Source organism: Sediminibacterium salmoneum NBRC 103935 (assembly GCF_000511175.1).
Classification (GTDB): Bacteria; Bacteroidota; Bacteroidia; order Chitinophagales; family Chitinophagaceae; genus Sediminibacterium; species Sediminibacterium salmoneum.
Genome location: NZ_KI866530.1, coordinates 2,653,569 through 2,674,427 on the forward strand (window position 1 = coordinate 2,653,569; position 20,859 = coordinate 2,674,427).

The 20,859-nt window shown below is 39.0% G+C and carries 18 protein-coding genes and 2 pseudogenes; 11 read left to right on the forward strand and 9 right to left on the reverse strand.

Translation table 11 applies throughout. The annotated features are described in order from the left end of the window. Positions 1–156 precede the first annotated feature (156 nt). Genes P767_RS0112365 through P767_RS0112375 form a run of 3 tightly spaced genes read left to right on the forward strand, consistent with a single transcriptional unit; the run spans position 157 to position 5,664 of the window. Positions 157–3,390 (forward strand): SusC/RagA family TonB-linked outer membrane protein, encoded by a 3,234-nt coding sequence (locus tag P767_RS0112365; RefSeq protein ID WP_026764769.1) that lies wholly within the window; start codon positions 157–159, stop codon positions 3,388–3,390. A gap of 19 nt (positions 3,391–3,409) precedes the next feature. Then, complete coding sequence (locus P767_RS0112370; protein WP_026764770.1) at positions 3,410–5,080, forward strand: SusD/RagB family nutrient-binding outer membrane lipoprotein; 1,671 nt, start codon at positions 3,410–3,412, stop codon at positions 5,078–5,080. 26 nt (positions 5,081–5,106) lie between these two features. Then, positions 5,107–5,664 carry a hypothetical protein gene (locus P767_RS0112375; RefSeq protein ID WP_026764771.1) on the forward strand — a complete coding sequence of 186 codons (558 nt, stop codon included), beginning with the start codon at positions 5,107–5,109 and terminating at the stop codon, positions 5,662–5,664. A gap of 49 nt (positions 5,665–5,713) precedes the next feature. On the opposite strand, the gene P767_RS0112380 is transcribed toward P767_RS0112375, so the two are convergent. Then, a complete protein-coding gene (locus tag P767_RS0112380) occupies positions 5,714–6,874 on the reverse strand; it encodes an O-antigen ligase family protein (protein WP_026764772.1) in 1,161 nt (386 codons plus the stop codon). 34 nt (positions 6,875–6,908) lie between these two features. On the opposite strand from P767_RS0112380, the gene meaB reads away from it, so the two are divergent. Beyond that, on the forward strand, positions 6,909–7,820 hold the full coding sequence (meaB, locus tag P767_RS0112385; protein ID WP_026764773.1) for a methylmalonyl Co-A mutase-associated GTPase MeaB: 912 nt from the start codon (positions 6,909–6,911) through the stop codon (positions 7,818–7,820). A 6-nt stretch (positions 7,821–7,826) separates the two neighbouring features. Further along, positions 7,827–8,891 (forward strand): glycosyltransferase family 4 protein, encoded by a 1,065-nt coding sequence (locus P767_RS0112390; protein ID WP_026764774.1) that lies wholly within the window; start codon positions 7,827–7,829, stop codon positions 8,889–8,891. Here the strand turns inward: P767_RS0112390 and P767_RS17000 are convergent. Beyond that, positions 8,888–9,826 carry a glycosyltransferase family 2 protein gene (locus P767_RS17000; protein WP_051417342.1) on the reverse strand — a complete coding sequence of 313 codons (939 nt, stop codon included), beginning with the start codon at positions 9,824–9,826 and terminating at the stop codon, positions 8,888–8,890. The two genes, P767_RS0112390 and P767_RS17000, sit on opposite strands and share 4 nt — an antisense overlap. Before the next feature lie 64 nt (positions 9,827–9,890). Between P767_RS17000 and P767_RS17750 the strand changes: the two genes are divergently transcribed. Genes P767_RS17750 through P767_RS0112410 form a run of 3 tightly spaced genes read left to right on the forward strand, consistent with a single transcriptional unit; the run spans position 9,891 to position 12,904 of the window. Next, positions 9,891–10,802 (forward strand): glycosyltransferase, encoded by a 912-nt coding sequence (locus P767_RS17750; RefSeq protein WP_051417343.1) that lies wholly within the window; start codon positions 9,891–9,893, stop codon positions 10,800–10,802. Between the two features lie 29 nt (positions 10,803–10,831). Beyond that, a complete protein-coding gene (locus P767_RS0112405) occupies positions 10,832–11,572 on the forward strand; it encodes an FkbM family methyltransferase (protein ID WP_026764775.1) in 741 nt (246 codons plus the stop codon). A 51-nt stretch (positions 11,573–11,623) separates the two neighbouring features. Beyond that, complete coding sequence (locus P767_RS0112410; RefSeq protein ID WP_026764776.1) at positions 11,624–12,904, forward strand: TlpA family protein disulfide reductase; 1,281 nt, start codon at positions 11,624–11,626, stop codon at positions 12,902–12,904. Here P767_RS0112410 and P767_RS0112415 read toward each other — a convergent pair whose 3' ends face one another. Beyond that, positions 12,905–13,150: a hypothetical protein gene (locus tag P767_RS0112415; protein ID WP_051417417.1), complete on the reverse strand. Its 246-nt coding sequence runs from the start codon at positions 13,148–13,150 to the stop codon at positions 12,905–12,907. 75 nt (positions 13,151–13,225) lie between these two features. Here P767_RS0112415 and P767_RS0112420 point away from each other — a divergent pair, with 75 nt between their 5' ends. After that, on the forward strand, positions 13,226–14,518 hold the full coding sequence (locus tag P767_RS0112420; protein ID WP_026764778.1) for an aminotransferase class V-fold PLP-dependent enzyme: 1,293 nt from the start codon (positions 13,226–13,228) through the stop codon (positions 14,516–14,518). A gap of 54 nt (positions 14,519–14,572) precedes the next feature. On the opposite strand, the gene P767_RS18015 is transcribed toward P767_RS0112420, so the two are convergent. The 5 genes and pseudogenes from P767_RS18015 to P767_RS0112450 all read right to left on the reverse strand — a co-directional run bounded on the left by P767_RS18015 (position 14,573) and on the right by P767_RS0112450 (position 17,778). Next, positions 14,573–14,770 (reverse strand): 30S ribosomal protein THX, encoded by a 198-nt coding sequence (locus P767_RS18015; RefSeq protein ID WP_316929616.1) that lies wholly within the window; start codon positions 14,768–14,770, stop codon positions 14,573–14,575. A gap of 18 nt (positions 14,771–14,788) precedes the next feature. Beyond that, a pseudogene (locus P767_RS0112430) lies at positions 14,789–15,103 on the reverse strand (HU family DNA-binding protein); the annotation flags it as partial. Positions 15,104–15,355: 252 nt separating this feature from the next. Then, a complete protein-coding gene (locus tag P767_RS0112440) occupies positions 15,356–15,661 on the reverse strand; it encodes a DUF4286 family protein (RefSeq protein ID WP_026764779.1) in 306 nt (101 codons plus the stop codon). Positions 15,662–15,663: 2 nt separating this feature from the next. Beyond that, positions 15,664–16,431 (reverse strand): exodeoxyribonuclease III, encoded by a 768-nt coding sequence (locus tag P767_RS0112445; protein WP_026764780.1) that lies wholly within the window; start codon positions 16,429–16,431, stop codon positions 15,664–15,666. Between the two features lie 6 nt (positions 16,432–16,437). After that, positions 16,438–17,778, reverse strand: a complete 1,341-nt coding sequence (locus P767_RS0112450) for a hypothetical protein (RefSeq protein ID WP_026764781.1) — start codon at positions 17,776–17,778, stop codon at positions 16,438–16,440. Between the two features lie 74 nt (positions 17,779–17,852). Between P767_RS0112450 and P767_RS0112455 the strand changes: the two genes are divergently transcribed. Further along, on the forward strand, positions 17,853–18,599 hold the full coding sequence (locus tag P767_RS0112455) for an LOG family protein (RefSeq protein WP_037351813.1): 747 nt from the start codon (positions 17,853–17,855) through the stop codon (positions 18,597–18,599). 1 nt (position 18,600) lies between these two features. Here the strand turns inward: P767_RS0112455 and P767_RS0112460 are convergent, their stop codons facing one another. Next, on the reverse strand, positions 18,601–19,236 hold the full coding sequence (locus P767_RS0112460) for a response regulator transcription factor (RefSeq protein WP_081720433.1): 636 nt from the start codon (positions 19,234–19,236) through the stop codon (positions 18,601–18,603). Positions 19,237–19,544: 308 nt separating this feature from the next. On the opposite strand from P767_RS0112460, the pseudogene P767_RS17010 reads away from it, so the two are divergent. Next, positions 19,545–20,859: pseudogene (locus tag P767_RS17010) on the forward strand (carboxypeptidase-like regulatory domain-containing protein); the annotation flags it as partial.

The following is a 20,859-nucleotide window of genomic DNA, read 5'->3' on the forward strand; positions in this document are numbered from 1 at the left end:
CCACCTTTAAGCAAGCCCCTTTTTAATTAAAACTTAGGTTTCAGGAATATTTTTTTCTTTTTTTAATTTTTTGTTATAAAAAAACGAGGTTTTTAACAATTCCTTAATATATTGGAGAGTGAACATTATTTCATGGCAATTTTAAAACACAAGTACATGACAAAATTCTTGTCTATTTTTTTGCTATCCATGGTATGTTTTACCATTGTAGCAACAGCCCAGAATGTAACCATCTCGGGCAAAATTACTGATGGGAAAGGTGCGGCAATTCCCTCTGCTTCCATCGTAATTAAAGGGAAAAAATCGAGCGGTGCATCTGCTGACGCTCAGGGTAATTTTAAAATTACTGCGTCAAAAGGAGATGTACTAGTAGTGTCTAGTTTGAACTTTATTAACAAAGAAATTGTGGTAGGATCAAATACCACCTTGAACATTTCTCTTGAAAGTTCAGAATCTGCTTTATCCGAAGTAGTTGTAACCGCCATGGGTATTAAACGTTCAGAGAAAGCATTAGGATACGCTGTATCAACAGTTAACCCTACTACTTTATTACAGAAATCCGAGCCCAATATCTTGAACGGCCTTGCCGGTAAAGTTCCCGGGGTTGATATCAGAGCTGGACAGGGTGCTCCAGGGGCAGCTGCTGGTATTCAAATCAGAGGGGTTTCTTCCTTTAATGGCGGAGAACCTTTAATTGTTGTGGATGGTATTCCTTACAGTAATCCTCTTGTAAACACCACCAGTCCTTTTTCAGGGGGGGGTACTTACGGGTCTGGTTTAGGAAACTTAGACCCCAACGATATTGAATCTATGAATATATTAAAAGGGGCCGCAGCTGCATCCCTTTACGGATCCAGAGCTGCTAACGGGGTTTTGTTAATTACCACAAAATCCGGAGCTCCTAAAAAAGGTGCTAAATCATTAAATGTAACTTACAGAGCAGGTTATAGCATTGAAAATGTATCTGGTCTTCCTGAATTTCAAAATTTGTACGGAGCAGGTGCTAACTTCAGAACGCAATCTTCAAATGGTTCATGGGGAGCCAAATTTGGAAGAGGAGTAGTTTACAACGCAAGTGGTATTCCTATCAGAACATCTGCTTCAGGTGTTGATTCCATTCCTGCTACTACATGGGCCACTATGTATGCTTCTTACCCTGAATTATTTCCAAATGGTCAGATTGCTTACAAAGCCTATCCTAATAACGTTAAAAATTTGTTCAATACCGGAAACTTAGTAGAGAACTCAATAGGATTAAGTGGCGGCGAGGGTAATACTTTGTTCAATGTTACTCTTTCCAGAGTTGATCAAAAAGGATATATTACTAATTCTAGCTACACCAAAAACAATATTAGTGTTGGTGGACAAACTTCCGTTGGTAATTTAACCATTGGTGCCAATATATCTTATGCACGAACAAAACAAATTGGTGGGTTTATCGGACAGGCACAGAGCTTTATTTCTCAGTGGGGTCGTACTTACACTATGGCAAGAAACTGGGATATTGTTGGATTCCCTTCTGAAGACAGAAATGGACGTCAGATTGGTTTCAATGACGGACAGTACACCAATCCTGTTTGGGGAGCAAAAAACAACGTGATTACTTCAATTGACGACAGAATTGTTGCCAATTTAAGAGCGAGTTATAAATTCAGTAACCGACTTAAACTTGATTTCAACGCAGGGGTAAATAGTTATGCTTTATACAGAGATCAGATAATTAATAAATCTTCTTTGGGTAGTGCAGATAACTTATTGGGAACTTTAACAGAGGTAGTTAACAGACAACAGGAAATACAAGGTAAACTTGTCTTGGTTTATAACAATCCTAAGCTAGTTGACAATGTTACGCTTGATTTCAATATTGGTACAGAAGTAAACGAAAGAACTTCAAGAGCACAGCAGGTTTACGGGGTTGATTTTGTGGTTCCTAATTTATTCAATTTAACCAACACACGTCGTCAAACATTTAGCGGAGACAACAGATCAACCAGACGTTTGGTGGGTGTGTTTGCTGATGCGTCATTTGGTTACAAGGGATATGCCTACTTAAACTTAACAGGTCGTGCCGATCTTACTTCAACTCTTCCATATCAAAATGCCAAGTATTTTTATCCTGGAGTTTCTGGTTCATTAGTTTGGTCTGAAGCATTTAAGCTAAAGAACAACTGGTTTGATTATGGTAAATTACGTATTGGTTATGCGAAAGTGGGTAATGATGCTGCGCCGCATAACGGAGAGCCCATTTTTGGTCTGAATGCACTAGGCTTCCTTGGTCAGCCATTGGCAACAAGAGGCGGCTCTAACTTCGATCCAAGGCTTACTCCAGAGTTCACAAAAGAACTTGAAATAGGCTCTGATGTTCGTTTCTTTAAGCAAAGACTTGGTTTAGAAGTAACCTGGTACGATAAAAGATCTACCAATCTTATTTATGCAATCAGTTTGCCTCAAACCAGCGGGTACAGTTCATTCTTTACCAATTTGGGAGCTATACGTAATACAGGTATTGAAATTGGTTTAGATGTTAAGCCAGTTATTACAAAAAGCTTCGTTTGGGAAACAAGGGTGATTTTCACCAAAAACAGAAATACGGTTGAAAGACTTGCTGCAGGATTAACTCGTGCACAGTTAGGTGGTTTTAACTGGATTGAAGCGGGAATGCCTTATGGATATTTAAGAGGAAACTATTCTGCCAGATCTACAGATGGTCAATTGTTAATCAGTACCGTTTCCGGTATGCCTTTAGTTGACCCTAATCCTGGTATGGTTGGAGATCCTACTCCTAAATACAAAATGGGTATGACGAATAGTTTCTCTTATAAAGGATTTCAGTTAAATGTGTTATTTGATTTTACAAAAGGAGGATCCTTCTACTCTGAATCCATTAGTAGTATGTTAGGTAGAGGTGTTACAAGAGACGTTGAAGACAGAGAAAAGAACAGAGTAATTACAGGTATTTACGGAAATCCTACCCCTGTTACAGGTGCGGATGGATTAAACCGCTTTGTTCCGCTTCTGGTAGGTGGTAAAACAGTTCCTAATCAGACCAAAGTAACCACAAACGATTTATTTTTTACTGCAGGAACAGGAGGAAGTTTTGCAACCAATGGTGCATTTGAGTATGCAGTATTTGATGCAACTGTATACCGCTTAAGAGAGATTGCATTGTCTTACACTTTGCCTCCAAGCCTTGTGAAAAAATTAAATTTAACCAATGTTACTTTTTCTTTAACTGGTCGTAATCTATGGTTCTGGGCGCCCAATATTCCTAAATACACCAATTTCGATCCGGAAATCAACTCTGTTGTTTCAACCGGAGCACAGGGTGTTGAAACAGGTGGAGCCCCAAGTACAAGACGATTTGGTCTTAACTTAAACGTAACTTTCTAACATCAGTAAATTTAAAATTATGAGAAGAAATTATTTCATATACATCTTAATTGCAGCTACAACCATTGCGGGAACTGGCTGTAAGAAATTCTTAGATGTAAATAAGAACCCGAATAGCCCTACACCTTCTTCTGTTCAACTGTCGATGGTGCTAAGTGCTGCTGAACGTAATATCTCTAATAACCTTGCTCTAGGTTCCGGTATGGGCAATACCATGGCAGTGTATGTCCATCAGCAAACTGGGAGAGTTGGCGCTGACAGATATGGTGCTGGTGCCCAGGGATGGGATGGATTGTATTCAGCAATAGCCAATCTTAATGTAATTATCGCAAGAGGTACAGAAGAGAAAAAGTACAAGTATGTTGGTATTGCAAAAGTCTTAAAAGCGTATGCTTTTAGTATTTTGGTAGATGTTTACGGGGATGTTCCTTTTTCCGAGTTTGATAGGTTTGAAGCGGGCATAACTCAGCCTAAATTTGATAAAGGTGCAACCATTTATCCTAAGCTATTTGATTTGTTAAATGAAGCAATTGCAGACCTTGACAATCCTGTAGCTAACGTAGGCCCCTCTGCTGACGATTACATTTACAAAGGAAATATAACCAATTGGAAAAAAGCAGCCAATACCATAAAGCTAAAATTGTACACTCAGGTTAGACTGGTTCAGGATGTTAAAACCCAGGTACAGGCATTATTAGCTAATCCAACAAGTTTAATTAACTCACAGGCAGAAAGCTTCATGATGCCTTACGGTCCAATTGGAGCAACTGATGACAGACACCCTGCTTTTGGAGATTACAATGCTACTCAGCGTGGTGGTCAGTTATTTAGCCCATGGTTGTATGAAATCATGAAGGGAGTTAATCCAAATATCCTGACTGGCGTGGCTGACCCAAGAATTCCTTACTATATCTATAATCAGAAAACTCCAATCGGCGGTTCTAATGGTGTACCGGAAAACTGTACAGAGTACCGTGATGGTGGATTTATTACAATCGTGTTTGGTTCTACAGGACCTTGCAGAGATGGTTCTAATAGCCAAACCTATTCTTTATTAGGAATTTATCCTGCTGGTGGCCGTTACGATCAGGGACTTGGTCAGTCGGTGAATTCTATCGGACCTCAAAATGCGGGTACAGGTGCTTTACCACACCAGTTTATTACTTATGCGGATCGCTTGTATTTAGAAGCAGAATTAATTCAAACCGGACAAGTTACCGGTAATGCAAGAGCTGCATTTAGCAAAGCATTGGATGAGTCTTTTAATCAGGTTGACCATATTATTATTAACCATGTTAAACCAGGTTCTGCAGGTGCTGCTCAAACTGTTCCTGCAATAGCTACATTGCCTGCAACAGCTACCTATAAAACAGCAGTTCTAGCACAGTTTGATTTAGCCAGTAATGATAAAAAACTGGAGTACATCATGACTGAAAAGTGGATCAATCGTATTGAAAACCCGGTTGATAGTTATACAGATTACAGAAGAACCGGCTATCCTGTTTTATTTGCGCCTGCACCTGAAGGTAATGTTTCAAGTGTAACGCCTCCGAACGGCCCATCTATTCCTGTATCAAACGACAGAAAGTATCCGTGGTCTTTGCCTTTCAATTTGAATGAACTTCAATTAAATAGTAATGCTCCACCACAGAAAGTACCTGAATCATTTAAAGTATTCTGGCAACTTTAATCTTTCCATTCAATAAAAATTAGATTATGAAAATCAATAAAATATTTATACTATCAGCGTTCTTTTTCGGGAGCATTGCATTACTGACTAGTTGCTCCAAAGACGATGGACCTATACCTAAAAGAATTGGCATTGAAGATGTACCAGCTATCAGTGTCAATTTTGAAACAGGTCCTAATAATGTATTTACAGCTCAGATTCCTTTGGCATCTGTTCCTACATTCCAAGGTAAGTTTATTGCTTCTGCCTTTTTTCCTGGAACGCCGCTTCCAACGAAAATTGATATTTCAGTAAGAAAGAATTCAATGACTGCAATTAATGGTGTAGCAAACAATACAAATGTTAAAGTATTTAAAACCAATATAACTTCATTACCAGCTACATTTTCTGTAACTGCAGCTGAACTTGAAACTTTATTTGGAGCGCCTGTTGCAACCAATCAGGCGTATGACTTTGGTGTAGACATTTATGTTGGAACCAAGAAATACGAAGCATTTCCTTCAGGTGTATTTGGTGCCGGATCTGGTATATCCGGTATGAGTACAATCGGATTTGGAGAATATGTTCGTTACTTCTTTAAGTAAGTAAAACTTTAATTTACCGATTAAATAGCGGCTTCATAATTTGGAGTCGCTATTTTTTATGTAAGCATATCAATAACGGGAAAATATGTAGCAACACCCCATATTGATAATTGATGGTACATTCTACCAAACAGGAAGCTGCAATGGCCAAGGTCCAGATAGCAATGGTGGTATTTTTATTCCGCAGGGCAAATAGTATTGGATAGCAGAACCAGAGACTGAATAAAAGCATGCCTCCAAAACCCGTACCCATCCACCAAAATAGCCATTGATTAAAGGGCCATCCAAAATTGGTTTCACTTCCTTGTGTAGTTGCTTTGAATTCTTCCTGTAAACGTTCCGGAATACTGCCCCAGCCCATATTGCTGAAACCCTTTTCCTGTATTGCTTTCCAGCTAACCTGATTGATTGCTCTTCTAACGCCGTCAGAATAGTTTGGGTCATACCCTTTCTGGTTGTATTGCTGAAAATCGTAGAGTGTATAATGAATTTTATTTTTCACCGTCGGAATCTGATAGGTAATTGCACCAATTGCTATGCAGAAATATATCGCGACCAATTTCTTCTTTGTTTCAAAAAACACCCATCCCAGAAAAAAGATGAACAACAAGGCCCAGGCAGTACGGATAGCTGTAAACAAGATGCCTGCTATTAAAAAGAGTAAGGATATTTTCAGCCACGTGTTAGTGGGATTATCTTTTAGTAAAACCCAATTCACCGCAACTGCACTCACCAGTAATATGCCAAAGCGAACATGGTCTGTATCCATGAAAACTGGCAGGGCTTTTCCGGATCCCAAAGCCTGAATATTTCCCTGAATATCGCCAACAAATGCAATGAGCGGGTAGCATAAACCAATAATGGCTGCAATAACCCATGAGAATTGTAACCGCTTCCATTGATTGGGATTTTTGATGGCCAGTAAACCCAAGGCCCAGGCAGGATAAGCCAGGGCAGTCAGTAAGATTTGTTGGTTCTGTGGATGCGACCAGTTGTTTTGCCAGGAACCTAATAGGCATAGCAAGGGGAATGCAATTGCCCAGATTGCCAAAGGCTGTTTGTATAAATTTTCTTTTTGCCTGATCCACTCAATAATGCCATACACCAACCACAGACCTGTAGCAATAGATAAGATGGCACGACTAAAATAAAGTCCTGAGAGGCTGATGATCATCAACAGAAGAGGGATATTTTTTCTGATATCTTGCATGGCAATAGCATAAATTTACACTCAGTAAACATATATGTGGCATCAATTATTAGAAAGGATAAAGGCAGGTAATTTTCAGGCAATCGCCCGTGCCATTTCATTGGTAGAAAATGAAGTGGACGGACACGAAGCTTTTTTACAAAGCTTGCCTAATGGTCATACCCCTGTAACAGGCATTACCGGACCTCCTGGTGCAGGTAAGAGCACCCTGACCGATGCTTTGATTGGCTACTGGACAACGCAGGGTAAAAAAGTAGCGGTTCTATGTGTGGATCCTTCCTCTCCTTTTAATATGGGGGCACTATTGGGTGATAGAATCCGCATGAGCGACTGGTACAACCATCCCGGTGTATATATCCGATCCCTTGCTACCCGCGGCTCTCTGGGCGGATTACATCCTTATATCATAGAAATTACTGCCATACTGCAAGCCGGCGGATTCGATGAAATTATTATTGAAACCGTAGGGGTTGGACAAAGCGAAATTGAAATTGCAGGACTGGCAGATACAACGGTTGTGGTGGTGGTACCCGAAGCAGGTGATGAAGTACAAACCATGAAAGCAGGACTCATGGAAATTGCGGATGTGTTTGTGGTGAATAAAAGTGATCGCCCGGATGCCGATGCATTTGCGCGGAATCTTCGATTGATGATGGCACCTGCTTATCAACAGGATAAAACCATTGAAGTCATTAAAACAGTGGCTTCACAAAAAGAGGGAATTGAAGCATTGGTACTAGCCATTGCGCAGCACCAGCAACATATTTCGCTAACAGAAAGAAAAATATGGTTGCTTACTGAAAGGGTTTATCAGTTGATTGCGAAGAACCGCATGAAGCCCTACGATAAAAAGAAGATTTATCAGCAACTGCAGGAGAAGGCCCAAACAGAGCAGTTTAATCTGTTTGCATTTGTTCATGATTTTTCAAATACAGGCAATGCCTGATGCGGCATGAATAAACCCACTACTATTTTATTTGATGCAGAGCGGATGAAATATCCGCATACGGGTTTGTACTATTTCTGTAAACAACTGGGAGATGCTTTACTGGCGAGTGCTTCAAGCCATCAGGCAGCAATGCAGTTTCTCTTGCCTGCTTCCTGTTCAAATGAATTTCCAGAAGGGACAACTATAAAGCCCATACGTTTCTGGCACAAACTATGGCAGCCAAATGACGCATCTATTGATGTATGGCATACCACCAGTCAGGACAGCGCCTATTTCCCTTTTCATTGTAAAAAACCAATTGTCTTCACCATTCATGATTTAAATTATTATCATGATGAACGAAAATCTCAGGCAAAGCGAAATGCCTGGTTAAAGGAGCTGCAAAGAAAAGTAGATGCCAGTGCTGCATTGGTTTTTATTTCGGAATACACTGCCAAAGATGTGCAGGCGCATATTGATATAAAGGATAAACCATATCAAATCATTTACAACGGCTGCACTATATCAAACACGGAACGCATCGCTAAACCAGCGTATCAACCCACTGCGCCTTTTATTTTCTCGATTGGTACCATTGCGCTTAAAAAGAATTTTCATGTTTTGCCTGCATTGCTGTTGAACAATTCTTATCAATTGGTAATTGCAGGCATTACCCAGCAACCCGATTACTTGAGAAAAATTCAACAAAGTGCAGAAGCGCTGGGGGTGGCCGATAGATTGATTTTTACCGGACCCGTTTCTGATAATGACAAGCAATGGTATTATGCCCATTGCGAAGCTTTTGTATTTCCTTCTTTGTCGGAGGGATTTGGACTGCCGCTGGTGGAAGCCATGCATTTTGGCAAACCTGTTTTTATTTCAGACGCTACTTCGCTACCAGAAATAGGTGGAGATGCTGCTTATATTTTCAAAGACTTTAGTCCGGCACAAATGCAGGCAGATTTTGCGGCAGGCATGGCTGATTTTGCTACGCATCATCGAAGTGAAGAAGTAAAAAAACGTGCAGCCCTATTCAGCTGGGAAGCAGCCGCGGCAGCGTATTGGAACTTGTACAAAAGTTTGCTTTAAACAAATTTTACCAAAATCTTACAACAGAAAAGCCATTTTCTGATTTTGGATCTTTTCTTGGATGCCAGCAATAGATCGTTGTACTGGAAGAAGATAATCATTCTGCGAATGCCATTGAAAATGCCAGAACCCTGATAGGTCTCCAGTAAGGATTTTAGTACCTGTTTTTCTTTTGTTCTATTCTCCGGGCATTGCGCATAAAACAATTGCATGCGTTCAATGGCAAATCTTTTTTCTTGTTGCACTACCTGGGATTTTTGTGTTTTATTTCTCTTTCCACCAACCGCACCAAACACATTGTTGCTGTGCTGACGATACCAGGCCAAAGCTTCAGGGATGTATCGGATTCCACCATGCAATGTAGCCGTATACGAAATCCACCAATCGTGTGGAATGATGGAAGGGAAAGGAAAAATCTGTTGAAGAAAATCATTTCTGATCAGCATGGCATGACCATAGATTCTGCAGAAAATCGCTTGTTCCAATGGGCTGCTGAAGTCTTTGCAGGTAACGCGGTCCGAAATGTTGACACCGATGGGTTCCATATTTTCATTGCAAAGCACAGAGTCGGCATACACCAATGCTTTGTCTTCGATGGCTGCATAGAGTTTGCTGATTTTCTCCGGATGCCAGCGATCGTCCTGATCACAAAGTGCAACGAATATTCCTTTTGCCTGTTTACAGCCCTGCTCAAAGTTTTTAATATAGCCCTGATTTTGTTCGCTTCGGATAATCCGAATGGCAGGAAATTGTTGTTGATATTTCTCCAGTATGGCGAAGGTTTCATCCTTGCTGTTATCATCACTGATAATAATTTCCAGATTCGGGTAATCCTGTGCCAATACAGAGTCTAACTGGGTTGCAAGAAATTTTGCTCCATTATACGTGGCTACTACAATTGAAATAAGCGGAAACGAGTCTTGTTTCGTATGCATGTGAAGAATCTGTGGCGACTAAATTAAATATTATATTTACAACTTAGCGTTAAAGCCAACAAATATGCAGGCATCGGTGTCGGTAGTGATGTGTACTTATCAGGGAGCTGCTTATGTAGCAGCACAGGTGCAGTCTATTCTGGCACAAACTTACCCGTTGCATGAGATCATTATTCTGGACGACGCTTCTAGTGATAACACGTATGCATTGTTGCAAGACTTAAGCGCGTTGGATACAAGAATCCAGCTCCATTGCAATGAGAAAAACATAGGCTACAATGCCAATTTTGAAAAAGGCATTCGCATGGCGAGTGGCGAATACATTGCCATTGCAGACCAGGATGATATCTGGGAGCCGGAGAAAATCAGTAAAATGATGAACACGCTTCAGCCAGACACCGCACTTATCTATTGTGATTCTGTAAGGTTTTCTACTACGCTACCCAACAATCCTCAGCCCAATAAAAAGAACAGAAGAATCGAAGGCAAAGACCCCGAACTATTTGCCATGTTCAATACCGTAAGCGGGCATGCCAGTATTGCCAAAACAAGTTTTGTAAAATCTGTGTTGCCATTCCCTGAAAAAGTATACTACGACTGGTGGTTGGCCATCAATGCAACGCTATCGGGTGGTATTCAGTTCCTGCCATTTATAGGTGTCTATCAGCGAATGCACGATCAGAATATTACCATACAAACGGCTTTGTCGGAGCGGGAACATCGCAGGCGCTACAGGGAAATGCTGAGCCATCATTTGGAAGCATTTGCACAAATTCCATCTTTAAGCGAGGCTAACAGGGCGTTTTTTCAGCAGTTTCATCAACTATGGCAACACTCTTTGGATCATAAATGGAATCTGCGCTTGTTTTGTTTCTTGTTGCGCCATCACCGTAAACTATTTTTTTACAAAGTCAGGAGAATCCCTGTTATCTCGGCCTTTAAAGTGAGCTTTTTGTTTTGTTTTAGGTGGGATTAGGTTATTTTCGGTTTTCAATTGCATCATGTATGGCATCCAGGTTTAAACCATTGATCAAAGCATTTGGCCCTGTTGACGGACTAAAGTTTTATGTACACTTGTTGTTTAAGAAATACGGCTCTTTTACTTCTTCCCGATACAATACTACTTTTCATTTAAGAAGCAAGACAACGGATAAGTACACGTTTAAACAGGTTTTTTTAGATGATCAGTACAATGTGGATTTGCCATTTACACCCGAAAGAATCATTGATGCCGGAGCCAATATTGGATTGGCTGCTGTATACTTTTCGCACCGATACCCCAATAGTAAAATTGTTGCGGTAGAACCCAGCAGGGATAATTTTCAGGCCTTGCTGAAAAACATTGCGGGTCATCCGAATATCAAAGCCAATTGCATGGGCTTGTGGAACAAAGATGTTTACTTGTTGATTACAAATCCCGATGGTCCAAGTAGTTCTTTTATGCTTACCGAAACCAGTCCGGACAACCCCGAAGCCATTCCGGCAGAATCGGTGGAAACCATTATGCGAGGCGAAAACTGGGATACCATTGATTTACTGAAAATTGATATTGAAGGTTCGGAGAAAGAAGTGTTTGAAGCCAATTATGAATATTGGTTGCCAAAGACGAAAGTCATTTATCTGGAGTTGCACGATCAAATGAAGAAAGGCTGTTCCAAATCTGTTTTTGCTGCTATCAGTAAATACAATTTCTCTTTTTCTTTTTCTGATGAGAACCTGGTGTTTATCAACCAGGATTTGGTTTAGCTTTTGTAAATTTATTGAAGTAATAAAACTCCATAATAAATTCAATCAGAAATGCGTAATTATTGTATTCTGCTGTGTACCATTTTCCTATATGGTCAGGTTGTGATTGCACAAAAGAACCATTCTGTTTGTATTCTACAAGGAGTAGTAAAAAACAGAACAAGCGATACTATCTACATTCGAAAATCTACACAGGATTTACGTGCATTTTTAGAAAATCCAATTAAAATCCCTGTTAAAAACGGTGCATTTACTTATCAGCTTCCCTTTACTGAAACTGAGGCTTTCGAATTGATTTTTCAGGATGAATTAGAAAAGGGAAGTTGGAGCCCCATTCACTTTTTCCCTTATTTGGGAAGGGTTTCATTCGAATTATACCCGCAGAAAGATTGGCTTAACAATCGGGTTGAAGGCGGAATATTGAATAAAAGTTATGTAACATTCAGGTCGGACAATCAACGTAAGTTCCAAGCAGCAAAAAATAATTTATATCAAACTAGAGATTCACTAATTCGTATAAATGCGTTTGAAACAGCGGCCTATCAGCAAATTTTTAAAGACTTACGTCAGCTAAAGCCTGATGACCAGGATGGAAGAGTTCCGCTGTATCAAAAAAGCGATGAAATGGAAAAAACAGGGGCACGCTATACCGATTTAGCAAAGCAGCTATATGTGAACCCTTTTGATTCATTAATGCGGGAAGAGTATCATTGGAAATACCAATACTTAACTCAGCATATTTCTCTTTCTAGCTACTATTCACTTTGGACTGATGTAATGAGAATTGCAAAAGACAATCGGATTGTTGCCCAGTATATCAGAGAATTATTTCCAGTTTATAAAAAACAATTTCCAGTACATGTTTATACAAAGTCAATTGAACAGCAACTAAATGGGCTTCAGAAAGTTGCTGTTGGAAATCCATTTCTAGATGTAAAAGCTTTTACATTGAATGGAGACACTATGCAATTGTCAAAAGCAATAACTGGTAAAATAACATTGATTGATTTTTGGGGTTCCTGGTGCGGCCCTTGTATTGCTAAAATGCGATTGGTAAAACCTCTTTATGAAAGATTTAAAAATAAAGGATTTGTAATTGTAGGTATTGCAAGAGAGTTTCAAAGTTTAGCTGCGGTAAAAAATCGTATTGCCATTGAAAATTATGTATGGCAAAACCTGTTTGATATAGATGATAAATTAAATGTCTGGAATAAATACGGTATCAACAATGGAGTTGGAATGATGGTGGTAGTAGACCAGCAGGGAAAAATTGTAGCCATTGATCCCAAAGCCAACGAATTGGAAGCGTTACTGATTAAAACGCTGGAATGATTATGAATTGCGACCTTCTTCGGCTGCAATAATAGTCTGCTCTTTTTTCCACCAGCGGAAACCAATGAAACCAATAATAGCGATAGGAGCAAATGCCAGGTAAACAATGGCAGAGTTCAGGGCTTTGGCAGGACCTTCTCCTAATTGAGAAGCGGTTTTGGTACAGATAGAACATTGGGCATTCAATGACTGTGCAGCCAATACCAAGAATATCACCAAAAACAAGTAAAGCCCTTTCTTCTTCATACCCATTAGATTTAAAGCACAAAGATATAACCGTTTTACCATGATATTGTTTAACTTAAGCGTTAAAATTGAATCATGGAGCCCAGAAGGAATTTCATTAAAAAAGCAGGTGCATTAGCAGGAGTTTTTGCCGGATATGGCATTTTTAATCAATTGCAGGCGGCCCAATTTTCGGCTGCCAATGCCCAAACCTCTGCAGATCCCTTTGTAGCGGCCTCAGATGAAGATTACTGGCAGATCATTCAACAGGCCTATTCAGTCCCTGCCAATTTTATCAACCTGAATAATGGGGGCGTGAGTCCTTCTCCGATAGTGGTGCAGCAGGCAGTAGAGCGCTACAATCAACTTTCTAACCAGGGCCCTTCTTATTTCATGTGGCGGATTTTAGACCAGGGAAGAGAGCCATTAAGAAGAAATCTAGCATTGCTGGCCGGTTGTTCACCGGATGAGATTGCGGTAAACCGCAATGCAACGGAAGCGCTGAACAGTGTCATTTTTGGTCTGGACTTACAAAGGGGTGATGAAGTTATTGGTACCAAGCAGGATTATCCCAATATGATACAGGCCTGGCGTCAAAGGGCTTTAAGAGATGGTATTGTGTACAAGCAAATCAGTTTTGATTTTCCCATTGAAGACGATGATGCCATTGTGAAAGCTTTTGAAAAAGCCATTACGCCTAAAACCAAAATATTGCATGTAACCCATATTGTTAACTGGGTTGGACAGATATTGCCGGTTAAAAAGATTTGTCAGATGGCGCATCAGCGTGGATTGGAAGTGATTGTAGATGGAGCACACTCTTTTGGCTTATTAGACTTCGCAATTCCCGACTTGGAGTGCGATTATTTTGGAACCAGTTTGCACAAGTTTTTAAGTGCACCCATTGGTTCCGGAATGCTTTGGATTAAAAAAGAAAAAATTTCTAAAGTGTGGCCATTGGTTTGTAACGATAAGCCACAAAGCCCTGATATCAGAAAGTTTGAAACCCTTGGTACCAGAAGCTTTCCCATTGAACAGGGAATAGGAGAGGCATTGGCTTTTCACAATGCCATCGGAGCAAAAAGAAAAGAAGAACGCATTCGCTATTTAAAAAATTACTGGGCCAGCAGGGTGAAAGATATTCCGGGCGTGCAGCTGCATACTTCATTACAATCAGCTTATTCTTGCGCTATTTGCGGGGTAAGTGTAAAAGGATTGACCCCTGCACAATTGGATCAGCAATTGTACAATCAGTATAAAATACATACGGTAGGAATCGTCTGGGAAAATATCAGTTGTGTTAGAATTACGCCCCATGTGTATACCCGCTTATCCGATTTGGATACTTTGGTCAAAGCCATCCAGCAAATAGCGGCGGGGGTAAAATAATAAGTGGATCAGCAACCTCAATAAAGGAAGTGATCCACTTGCTATTGAATTTGATTAAGAAGCTTTTGTAGCTGCTTTTTTAGCGGCTGCTTTCTTAGCTGTTGCAGGATTAGCTGGTCTGGACTTACCGAAAGACCCTTGGAAACGTTTTCCTTTTGCTGTTTTTTTGTCACCTCTACCCATGGTAATAATTTGAATAAGTTGTTTAATAAAGTGTAAAAATAGAAAAACCCCGCGAAAGCGGGGTTCAATTCTTTTTTTGGGTCAGAATTATAACTTACCGCTTAATTCTTTACCAGCTTTAAAGCGAGCAACTTTCTTAGCCTTAATCTTGATAGTCTCACCAGTTTGAGGGTTACGACCAGTACGTGCAGCACGCTTAGATACAGAGAAAGTACCGAAACCTACTAGGGTTACTTTATCACCTTTCTTTAAGGTTTTTGTAACTGCATCAATAAAAGAATCCAATGCAGCGTTTGCTTGTGTTTTGGTAATACCTGCATCATCAGCTAGGTGCGCAATTAATTCAGCTTTGTTCATAGATGTGATTTTTAATAATTTTTGATAACGGGACAAATTTATTGGCTTTTCATTACCAACAAAATTTTTATTCTTTTTTCTTTTTTAATTTTTTCGGCTCAAAACCCTTATAAATAAAGGCTTGGAGCGAAATTCTGTTTCTTGATTATCGTGTAAAAACAACACCTCTATTCTATGAAACCCTTGCCAGTAAAGGATTTCAGGATTTTTCTTCTGTAATTCAATCCCTGCAAGGCTTTCAAGGGAATATAAGGAAGATTTTCAAATTCCAAATTTGTTTTCAAAAACTATCCACACTCAATTCACAACCTGCATTAATGTTCTAAAAGCAATCATTTGATTGCCCCATTTCTGTATAGACTCGTTGCGCAGCGCAGGAGCATGCAATTCAATGTAGCGGTTGTAATCCGCCTTGGCTGCTGCCTGATACTGCACTGCGTAGGTGATTCCGTCTTCTTCATCTGTTTCCAATAAACGCACAAACTGAAAGTTGGTAAAACATCCGGTTTGCATCACAGCAGGAATATGTTCCTGTTTCATCCAGTGAAACCAGTCGGTATGAATTTCGTGGGCAACTTTGGTGGTTACATTATATATATACATGGTTATTTTATTTCAGCATAAATAGGACAATGATCACTGTGCTTTACGTCCGGATAAATCGCAGCACTTTTAATTTGTTTCTCCAGTGCTTTGGTTACGCAGATATAATCGATTCTCCAGCCTTTGTTGTTTAAACGAACGGAAGGGAAACGCTGACTCCACCAACTGTAGGCTCCTGTTGTTTCCGGATGCAAATGCCTGAAACTGTCGATCCAGCCACTGGCTAAAAATTGCGTCATCCATTCTCTTTCTTCAGGCAAGAATCCGGAAGACTTTTTGTTTCCTTTTGGATCGTGAATATCAATGGCTTCGTGCGCAATATTGTAATCGCCAACCACTATTAGTTTGGGTCTTTCCTTTTTTAATGTGTTCAGAAATTCCTGAAACTCATTCAACCATACATATTTATAGTCCTGTCTTTCATCGCCACTGGTGCCAGAGGGATAATAGGCATTGATTACAGTAATGTCTCCATAGTCTGCACGAATGACTCTGCCCTCAAAATCACTCTGCTCCATATTGCTCCCATAATGCACTGCATCTGGTTTTTTCCTGCTCATAATCATCACGCCACTGTATCCTTTTTTCTGGGCAGAAAAGCAGTAGCTATGATAGCCTGCTTTTTCAAATGCTTCAGTATCAATATCTTCCTGATTAGCCTTGGTTTCCTGTAAACAGAGAATATCGGCAGGATTGGTCTGAATCCATTCTAAAAATCCTTTTTTGATGGCAGCTCTGATGCCATTCACATTGTATGAAATAATGCGCATATGGTATTATTGAAAGAAACGATTAAAGCCCAGCAAAATTAGCTCATTCAGTAAATCGCTGGGAATACTCGGATTCAGCACGACCATTTTTTCTGGTTCTTGTGTTCCGCTGATAATTAAGATTCGCTCATTATTTAAATAGACTTCTCTGAAATACTGTCCTATTTCAATTCCAAAGGGCTGGTTACGGAAAGTTCCTGTGATGGAATACTTACTGGTATAAGTCATTTCTGTTTCCTTGTCGCTAATTACTACTGCAGAACTACTGTCAATACCATTGGTGGCAATATGCGGATAAAGCTTTTTGGTAAAATCTTTTTTATCAATCAGGATACTGAATTTGGCTATGGTATCTTTTTCATTCAACAAATAATTGTTGTAGCCCTCCAGCGGTTCAACCTGGGGCATTCCTGATGAAGCAATGGCATTATTGGATGATACACGGGCAGGAATAATTAACTGATAATTTTTATTCAGTATAATATTTCTGGCATCCTGTAACAAGAATACATGAATTTCATTGCCATGTTCTCTAACTGAATTCTCAACCGCCTTGGCCATATCCGCTGATAACTGGGTTCTGTTTTTTCCTTTAAGAATAATTTCCAGAAAACGCTGTTCATCCCAGCGTAACAGTTCAGATTGTCCTTTTAACTGGTATTTGCTAAACAAATTTTTGCTTTCTATATTGATTTTTGGAGCATTGGCAATGGCGCCGATAATGAAATTATCTCCCATGAAAGGCGGGGAAGCTTTGATTTCAATCTGCTCTGTTTCAATGCTGCTGTCCAACAGAATTTCAACTGATTTCTTCATTAACTCCGCGAACCCTTTGGCACTGAAATGCAGGTTTCCAAAAGGAACACCAATGCCATTGGCTTTGGCTCTTTTGATATATACTTCTAAACTTTTGGTGTAAGTGGGTGCAGGAGCGGGCTGTTGTATGCTCAGTTCCATCATCACCACAGATTGAATAGAAAACAGATTTGAGTCAAGGGGTTGATTGTTGTTGATTTGGTTCCAGAACACTTTGGCAGAATATTCCGCCATTTTAAAATTTACCACAGGGGCAGTAACTGTGGTGTTTTGTTGACTATTGAAATCCCTGAAATTGTTTAATTGGGTAAATTCGAAATCCAGATTAGCCAGACTCAAGTTCTTATGTGTTCCTAATTGCTGATTCAGTGCTTCTTTAAATTGCTGCAATACAACAGGGTTTTTCCAATATTGCATCATGGGGCCTTCAATAGAAATGCAATGAAAGTTGCCTGGCTTTGCCATGGTTTGTGCCTGAAGCGATAAGAGGGAGCAAGAGGTTAGCAAAATGCTAAAAATAGATTTAATCATAATCAGGTTGTTACAAATATCGGGCTAGACTTAACAGAAAGTATTAATTTGAATGGAATTTAAATGTAATAAAAATGAAGGAGAGTAAGCGTGAGGCCTTGAAGAGAATTATTCCGGCGGAACAACCCGTTTATTTAGATGGACCCAAACCCAGGATCAATGAATTGCGCTTTGCCTGGGACGTATTTTCAGAGTTTATCAAGTCTTTTCGATTCCTACATTTTCTGGGTCCTTGTGTAACTGTTTTTGGAAGTGCCCGTTTCAAAGAAGATCATCCTTATTATAAAGCTGCTCAGGATATTGGGAAACATATTGCCGAACTGGGATTTACCACCATAACCGGGGGAGGTCCGGGCATTATGGAAGCTGCCAACAGAGGAGCATTTGAAAACGGTGGGCAGTCGGTTGGGATTAATATCAAACTTCCGTTTGAACAACATGAAAATCCCTATGTACACAAGTCTATCACTTTGAAATACTTTTTTGTACGTAAAGTAATGTTGGTAAAATACTCCTATGCATTTGTATGCATGCCTGGTGGCTTTGGCACCATGGATGAATACTTTGAAGCCCTTACCCTGATTCAAACTAAAACCATCAATGATTTCCCCATGGTTCTATTTGGAAAGGAGTATTACCAGCCCTTGATGGACTATTGTGCCTATATGGCAGAGCAAGGCACTATTTCAAAAGAAGATTTGAAACTGGTTTTACTAACCGATGATGTTCACGAAGCAGGTCACCATATCAGTACCTATGTTCGCAAGAATTACAAAGTAAAACCCCGCAAGCGTTTGTGGTGGTTTTTTGAGAAACGATAGGTTATTTAATTATACCCACTTTTCTTAAAAAGCGAATAATACCAATAGTAGTATTCTGGTTGGTTTTTTTAAAGATGCGCTCCAATTTTTTATTAATGGAAGAGGCGGAAATGCCCATATCAGATGCCACTTGTTTTCTTGATAAATCATTAGCGAGTAACTGTGCAGCTTGAATTTCCTTTTTCGTTAATTGTTCAGCCCAGGGAAATTTTTGTTGCTTGATGGATGCTATTTCTTCAGTGCTAAAAATAAATTCAGGTGGATAGTATTCTTGACCGCTTATAATTTTGCGAATAATTTCGGCAAGTTCGCTAGCAGTTAGGTTTTTAAAGGCAAAACCATTCACTCCAATGCGAATCATTGCTTTAACAGCATTTTCATCTGTTATCATTGAAAAGACCAATATCTTAACATTTGGATAATGTTTCTTAAAATGTTGTGCCACTTTATAGCCCGGCATTTCTGGCATGTTGATGTCCAGAATTAATACATCTGGAATTAGTCCACTATCAATGGCTTTGATACAAGCTTCACCTGATAATGTAGTAGCAATAACTTCAAAATTCTCTTTTCTCAATAAATCCCCAATTGTATCCATGACCATAACATGGTCATCACACATCATTATTTTATTCATTTATCTTTTTTGTTTCTTCATGTCATGTTTTGTTACGTCAGCATATAGTGAAACAATTGGGGGTATGAAGATAGAGTAAAGTGAAATATAAATAAAAAATAGTATGTTAAATTTACTTTATATGGGGGGGGGTATGATATACATTCTAGTTGTTTTTTGCTATTTGAAAATAGCTTTTGGTTCTTGTCGAGGGGTAAAAATACCCCCCGGTTATTTTTGAATATATAATTATTTTGTAAGATATTTAAAATATCAAAGAAAAGCTATAGTGCCTTTTTTCGATTTAATACAAAGATTTTCAATTACTTATGGGTATCAAAGCTTTTTCTGTTTGTTTAGTTATTTTAATTTTTGGTCAAACATATGCTCAACAACCAAATATTGGCGTACTAAATGGTTTTGTAAAAGACAGTGTTACAAAAAAGGGATTGAGTTTGGCGACTGTTTCCGTTTTTAAGTTATCGGATTCAAGTATTGTTTCCTTTAAGTTATGTGATGATAAGGGCGGTTTTGAAATTAGGAATATACCAATCAATCAAACCTTAAAAATTGTTACCACTTTTGAAGGGTATGAGGTAGACCGAAGAGAAGTGCGATTAACTGCTTCTACTAATTACCCTATTGGTACCATTTTGTTAAAGCCTACATCAAAATCATTAGATGAAGTAATTGTAAAATCAGAGCGACCACCCATTATTGTAAAAAAGGATACTATTGAATTTAATGCAACTGCCTTTAAAACATTACCTAACGCATTGGTAGAAGACCTTTTTAAAAAACTGCCAGGAATGCAGGTAGATCGGGACGGCAATATTACCTATAACGGCAGACCAGTTTCAAGAATATATGTAGATGGAAAAAGTTTCTTTAATGACAATTATAAAGCAGCCACACAAATTTTACCAAGTGCAATTGTGGCCAATGTTCAAGTTTATGACGATAAAGAGCAATTAGATGCTACCCAAAAAAATACTGATTACAATAAGATTATTAATCTGAAACTAAAGCAAAATGTCAAGAAAAGTACTTTTGGCAAAGTGTCTTCTTCGGGCGGAACGGATAATCGATATGAACTTGCTGGTGCAGTCAATTTTTTGCGCGATACAGTTCAACTTACATTAATAGGCTATAAAAACAATCTTAATAGAGGTGTATTTAATAGTTCAGAGATGCGAGCATTAGGAGCTTTTAATAGAAGTCAATACAAAATGAGTGTTAATGGGGATAGAAACTCCTACACTTTTAATAATATTTCTTTTGGTGGTGGAGTAACTGCCGAAACAGAGTCAATTGGTGGGGGTATTAATTTTAATCATGCACCTACAAAGATTACATCATTTTATGCACAATATTTTGTATCACACGAAGATGGTTATACGAATGAAAAAACTAAAACACTTTTTTACAGTAATGACACTATAAATGAGTATAGAATTAAAAATCAGTTAGCACTTGTCAAAACCAATAATAATATTAATATAGGAGCAAGAATGAAAAGTAAATCTGGTAATCATTCTTTATCAATATATATGGGGAATCAATGGACTGATCAAAATTCATCAACTTTCAATCAAACCCTTAATTCAAAGTTCATATCGGATACTATTATTACCTCAAATGGTT

Coding starts and splice junctions, on each gene's coding strand:
- P767_RS0112365 (WP_026764769.1), top strand. CDS start 157: ATGACAAAATTCTTGTCTATTTTTTTGCTATCCATGGTATGTTTTACC.
- P767_RS0112370 (WP_026764770.1), top strand. CDS start 3,410: ATGAGAAGAAATTATTTCATATACATCTTAATTGCAGCTACAACCATT.
- P767_RS0112375 (WP_026764771.1), top strand. CDS start 5,107: ATGAAAATCAATAAAATATTTATACTATCAGCGTTCTTTTTCGGGAGC.
- P767_RS0112380 (WP_026764772.1), bottom strand. CDS start 6,874: ATGCAAGATATCAGAAAAAATATCCCTCTTCTGTTGATGATCATCAGC.
- meaB (WP_026764773.1), top strand. CDS start 6,909: ATGTGGCATCAATTATTAGAAAGGATAAAGGCAGGTAATTTTCAGGCA.
- P767_RS0112390 (WP_026764774.1), top strand. CDS start 7,827: ATGAATAAACCCACTACTATTTTATTTGATGCAGAGCGGATGAAATAT.
- P767_RS17000 (WP_051417342.1), bottom strand. CDS start 9,826: ATGCATACGAAACAAGACTCGTTTCCGCTTATTTCAATTGTAGTAGCC.
- P767_RS17750 (WP_051417343.1), top strand. CDS start 9,891: ATGCAGGCATCGGTGTCGGTAGTGATGTGTACTTATCAGGGAGCTGCT.
- P767_RS0112405 (WP_026764775.1), top strand. CDS start 10,832: ATGGCATCCAGGTTTAAACCATTGATCAAAGCATTTGGCCCTGTTGAC.
- P767_RS0112410 (WP_026764776.1), top strand. CDS start 11,624: ATGCGTAATTATTGTATTCTGCTGTGTACCATTTTCCTATATGGTCAG.
- P767_RS0112415 (WP_051417417.1), bottom strand. CDS start 13,150: ATGAAGAAGAAAGGGCTTTACTTGTTTTTGGTGATATTCTTGGTATTG.
- P767_RS0112420 (WP_026764778.1), top strand. CDS start 13,226: ATGGAGCCCAGAAGGAATTTCATTAAAAAAGCAGGTGCATTAGCAGGA.
- P767_RS0112440 (WP_026764779.1), bottom strand. CDS start 15,661: ATGTATATATATAATGTAACCACCAAAGTTGCCCACGAAATTCATACC.
- P767_RS0112445 (WP_026764780.1), bottom strand. CDS start 16,431: ATGCGCATTATTTCATACAATGTGAATGGCATCAGAGCTGCCATCAAA.
- P767_RS0112450 (WP_026764781.1), bottom strand. CDS start 17,778: ATGATTAAATCTATTTTTAGCATTTTGCTAACCTCTTGCTCCCTCTTA.
- P767_RS0112455 (WP_037351813.1), top strand. CDS start 17,853: ATGAAGGAGAGTAAGCGTGAGGCCTTGAAGAGAATTATTCCGGCGGAA.
- P767_RS0112460 (WP_081720433.1), bottom strand. CDS start 19,236: ATGAATAAAATAATGATGTGTGATGACCATGTTATGGTCATGGATACA.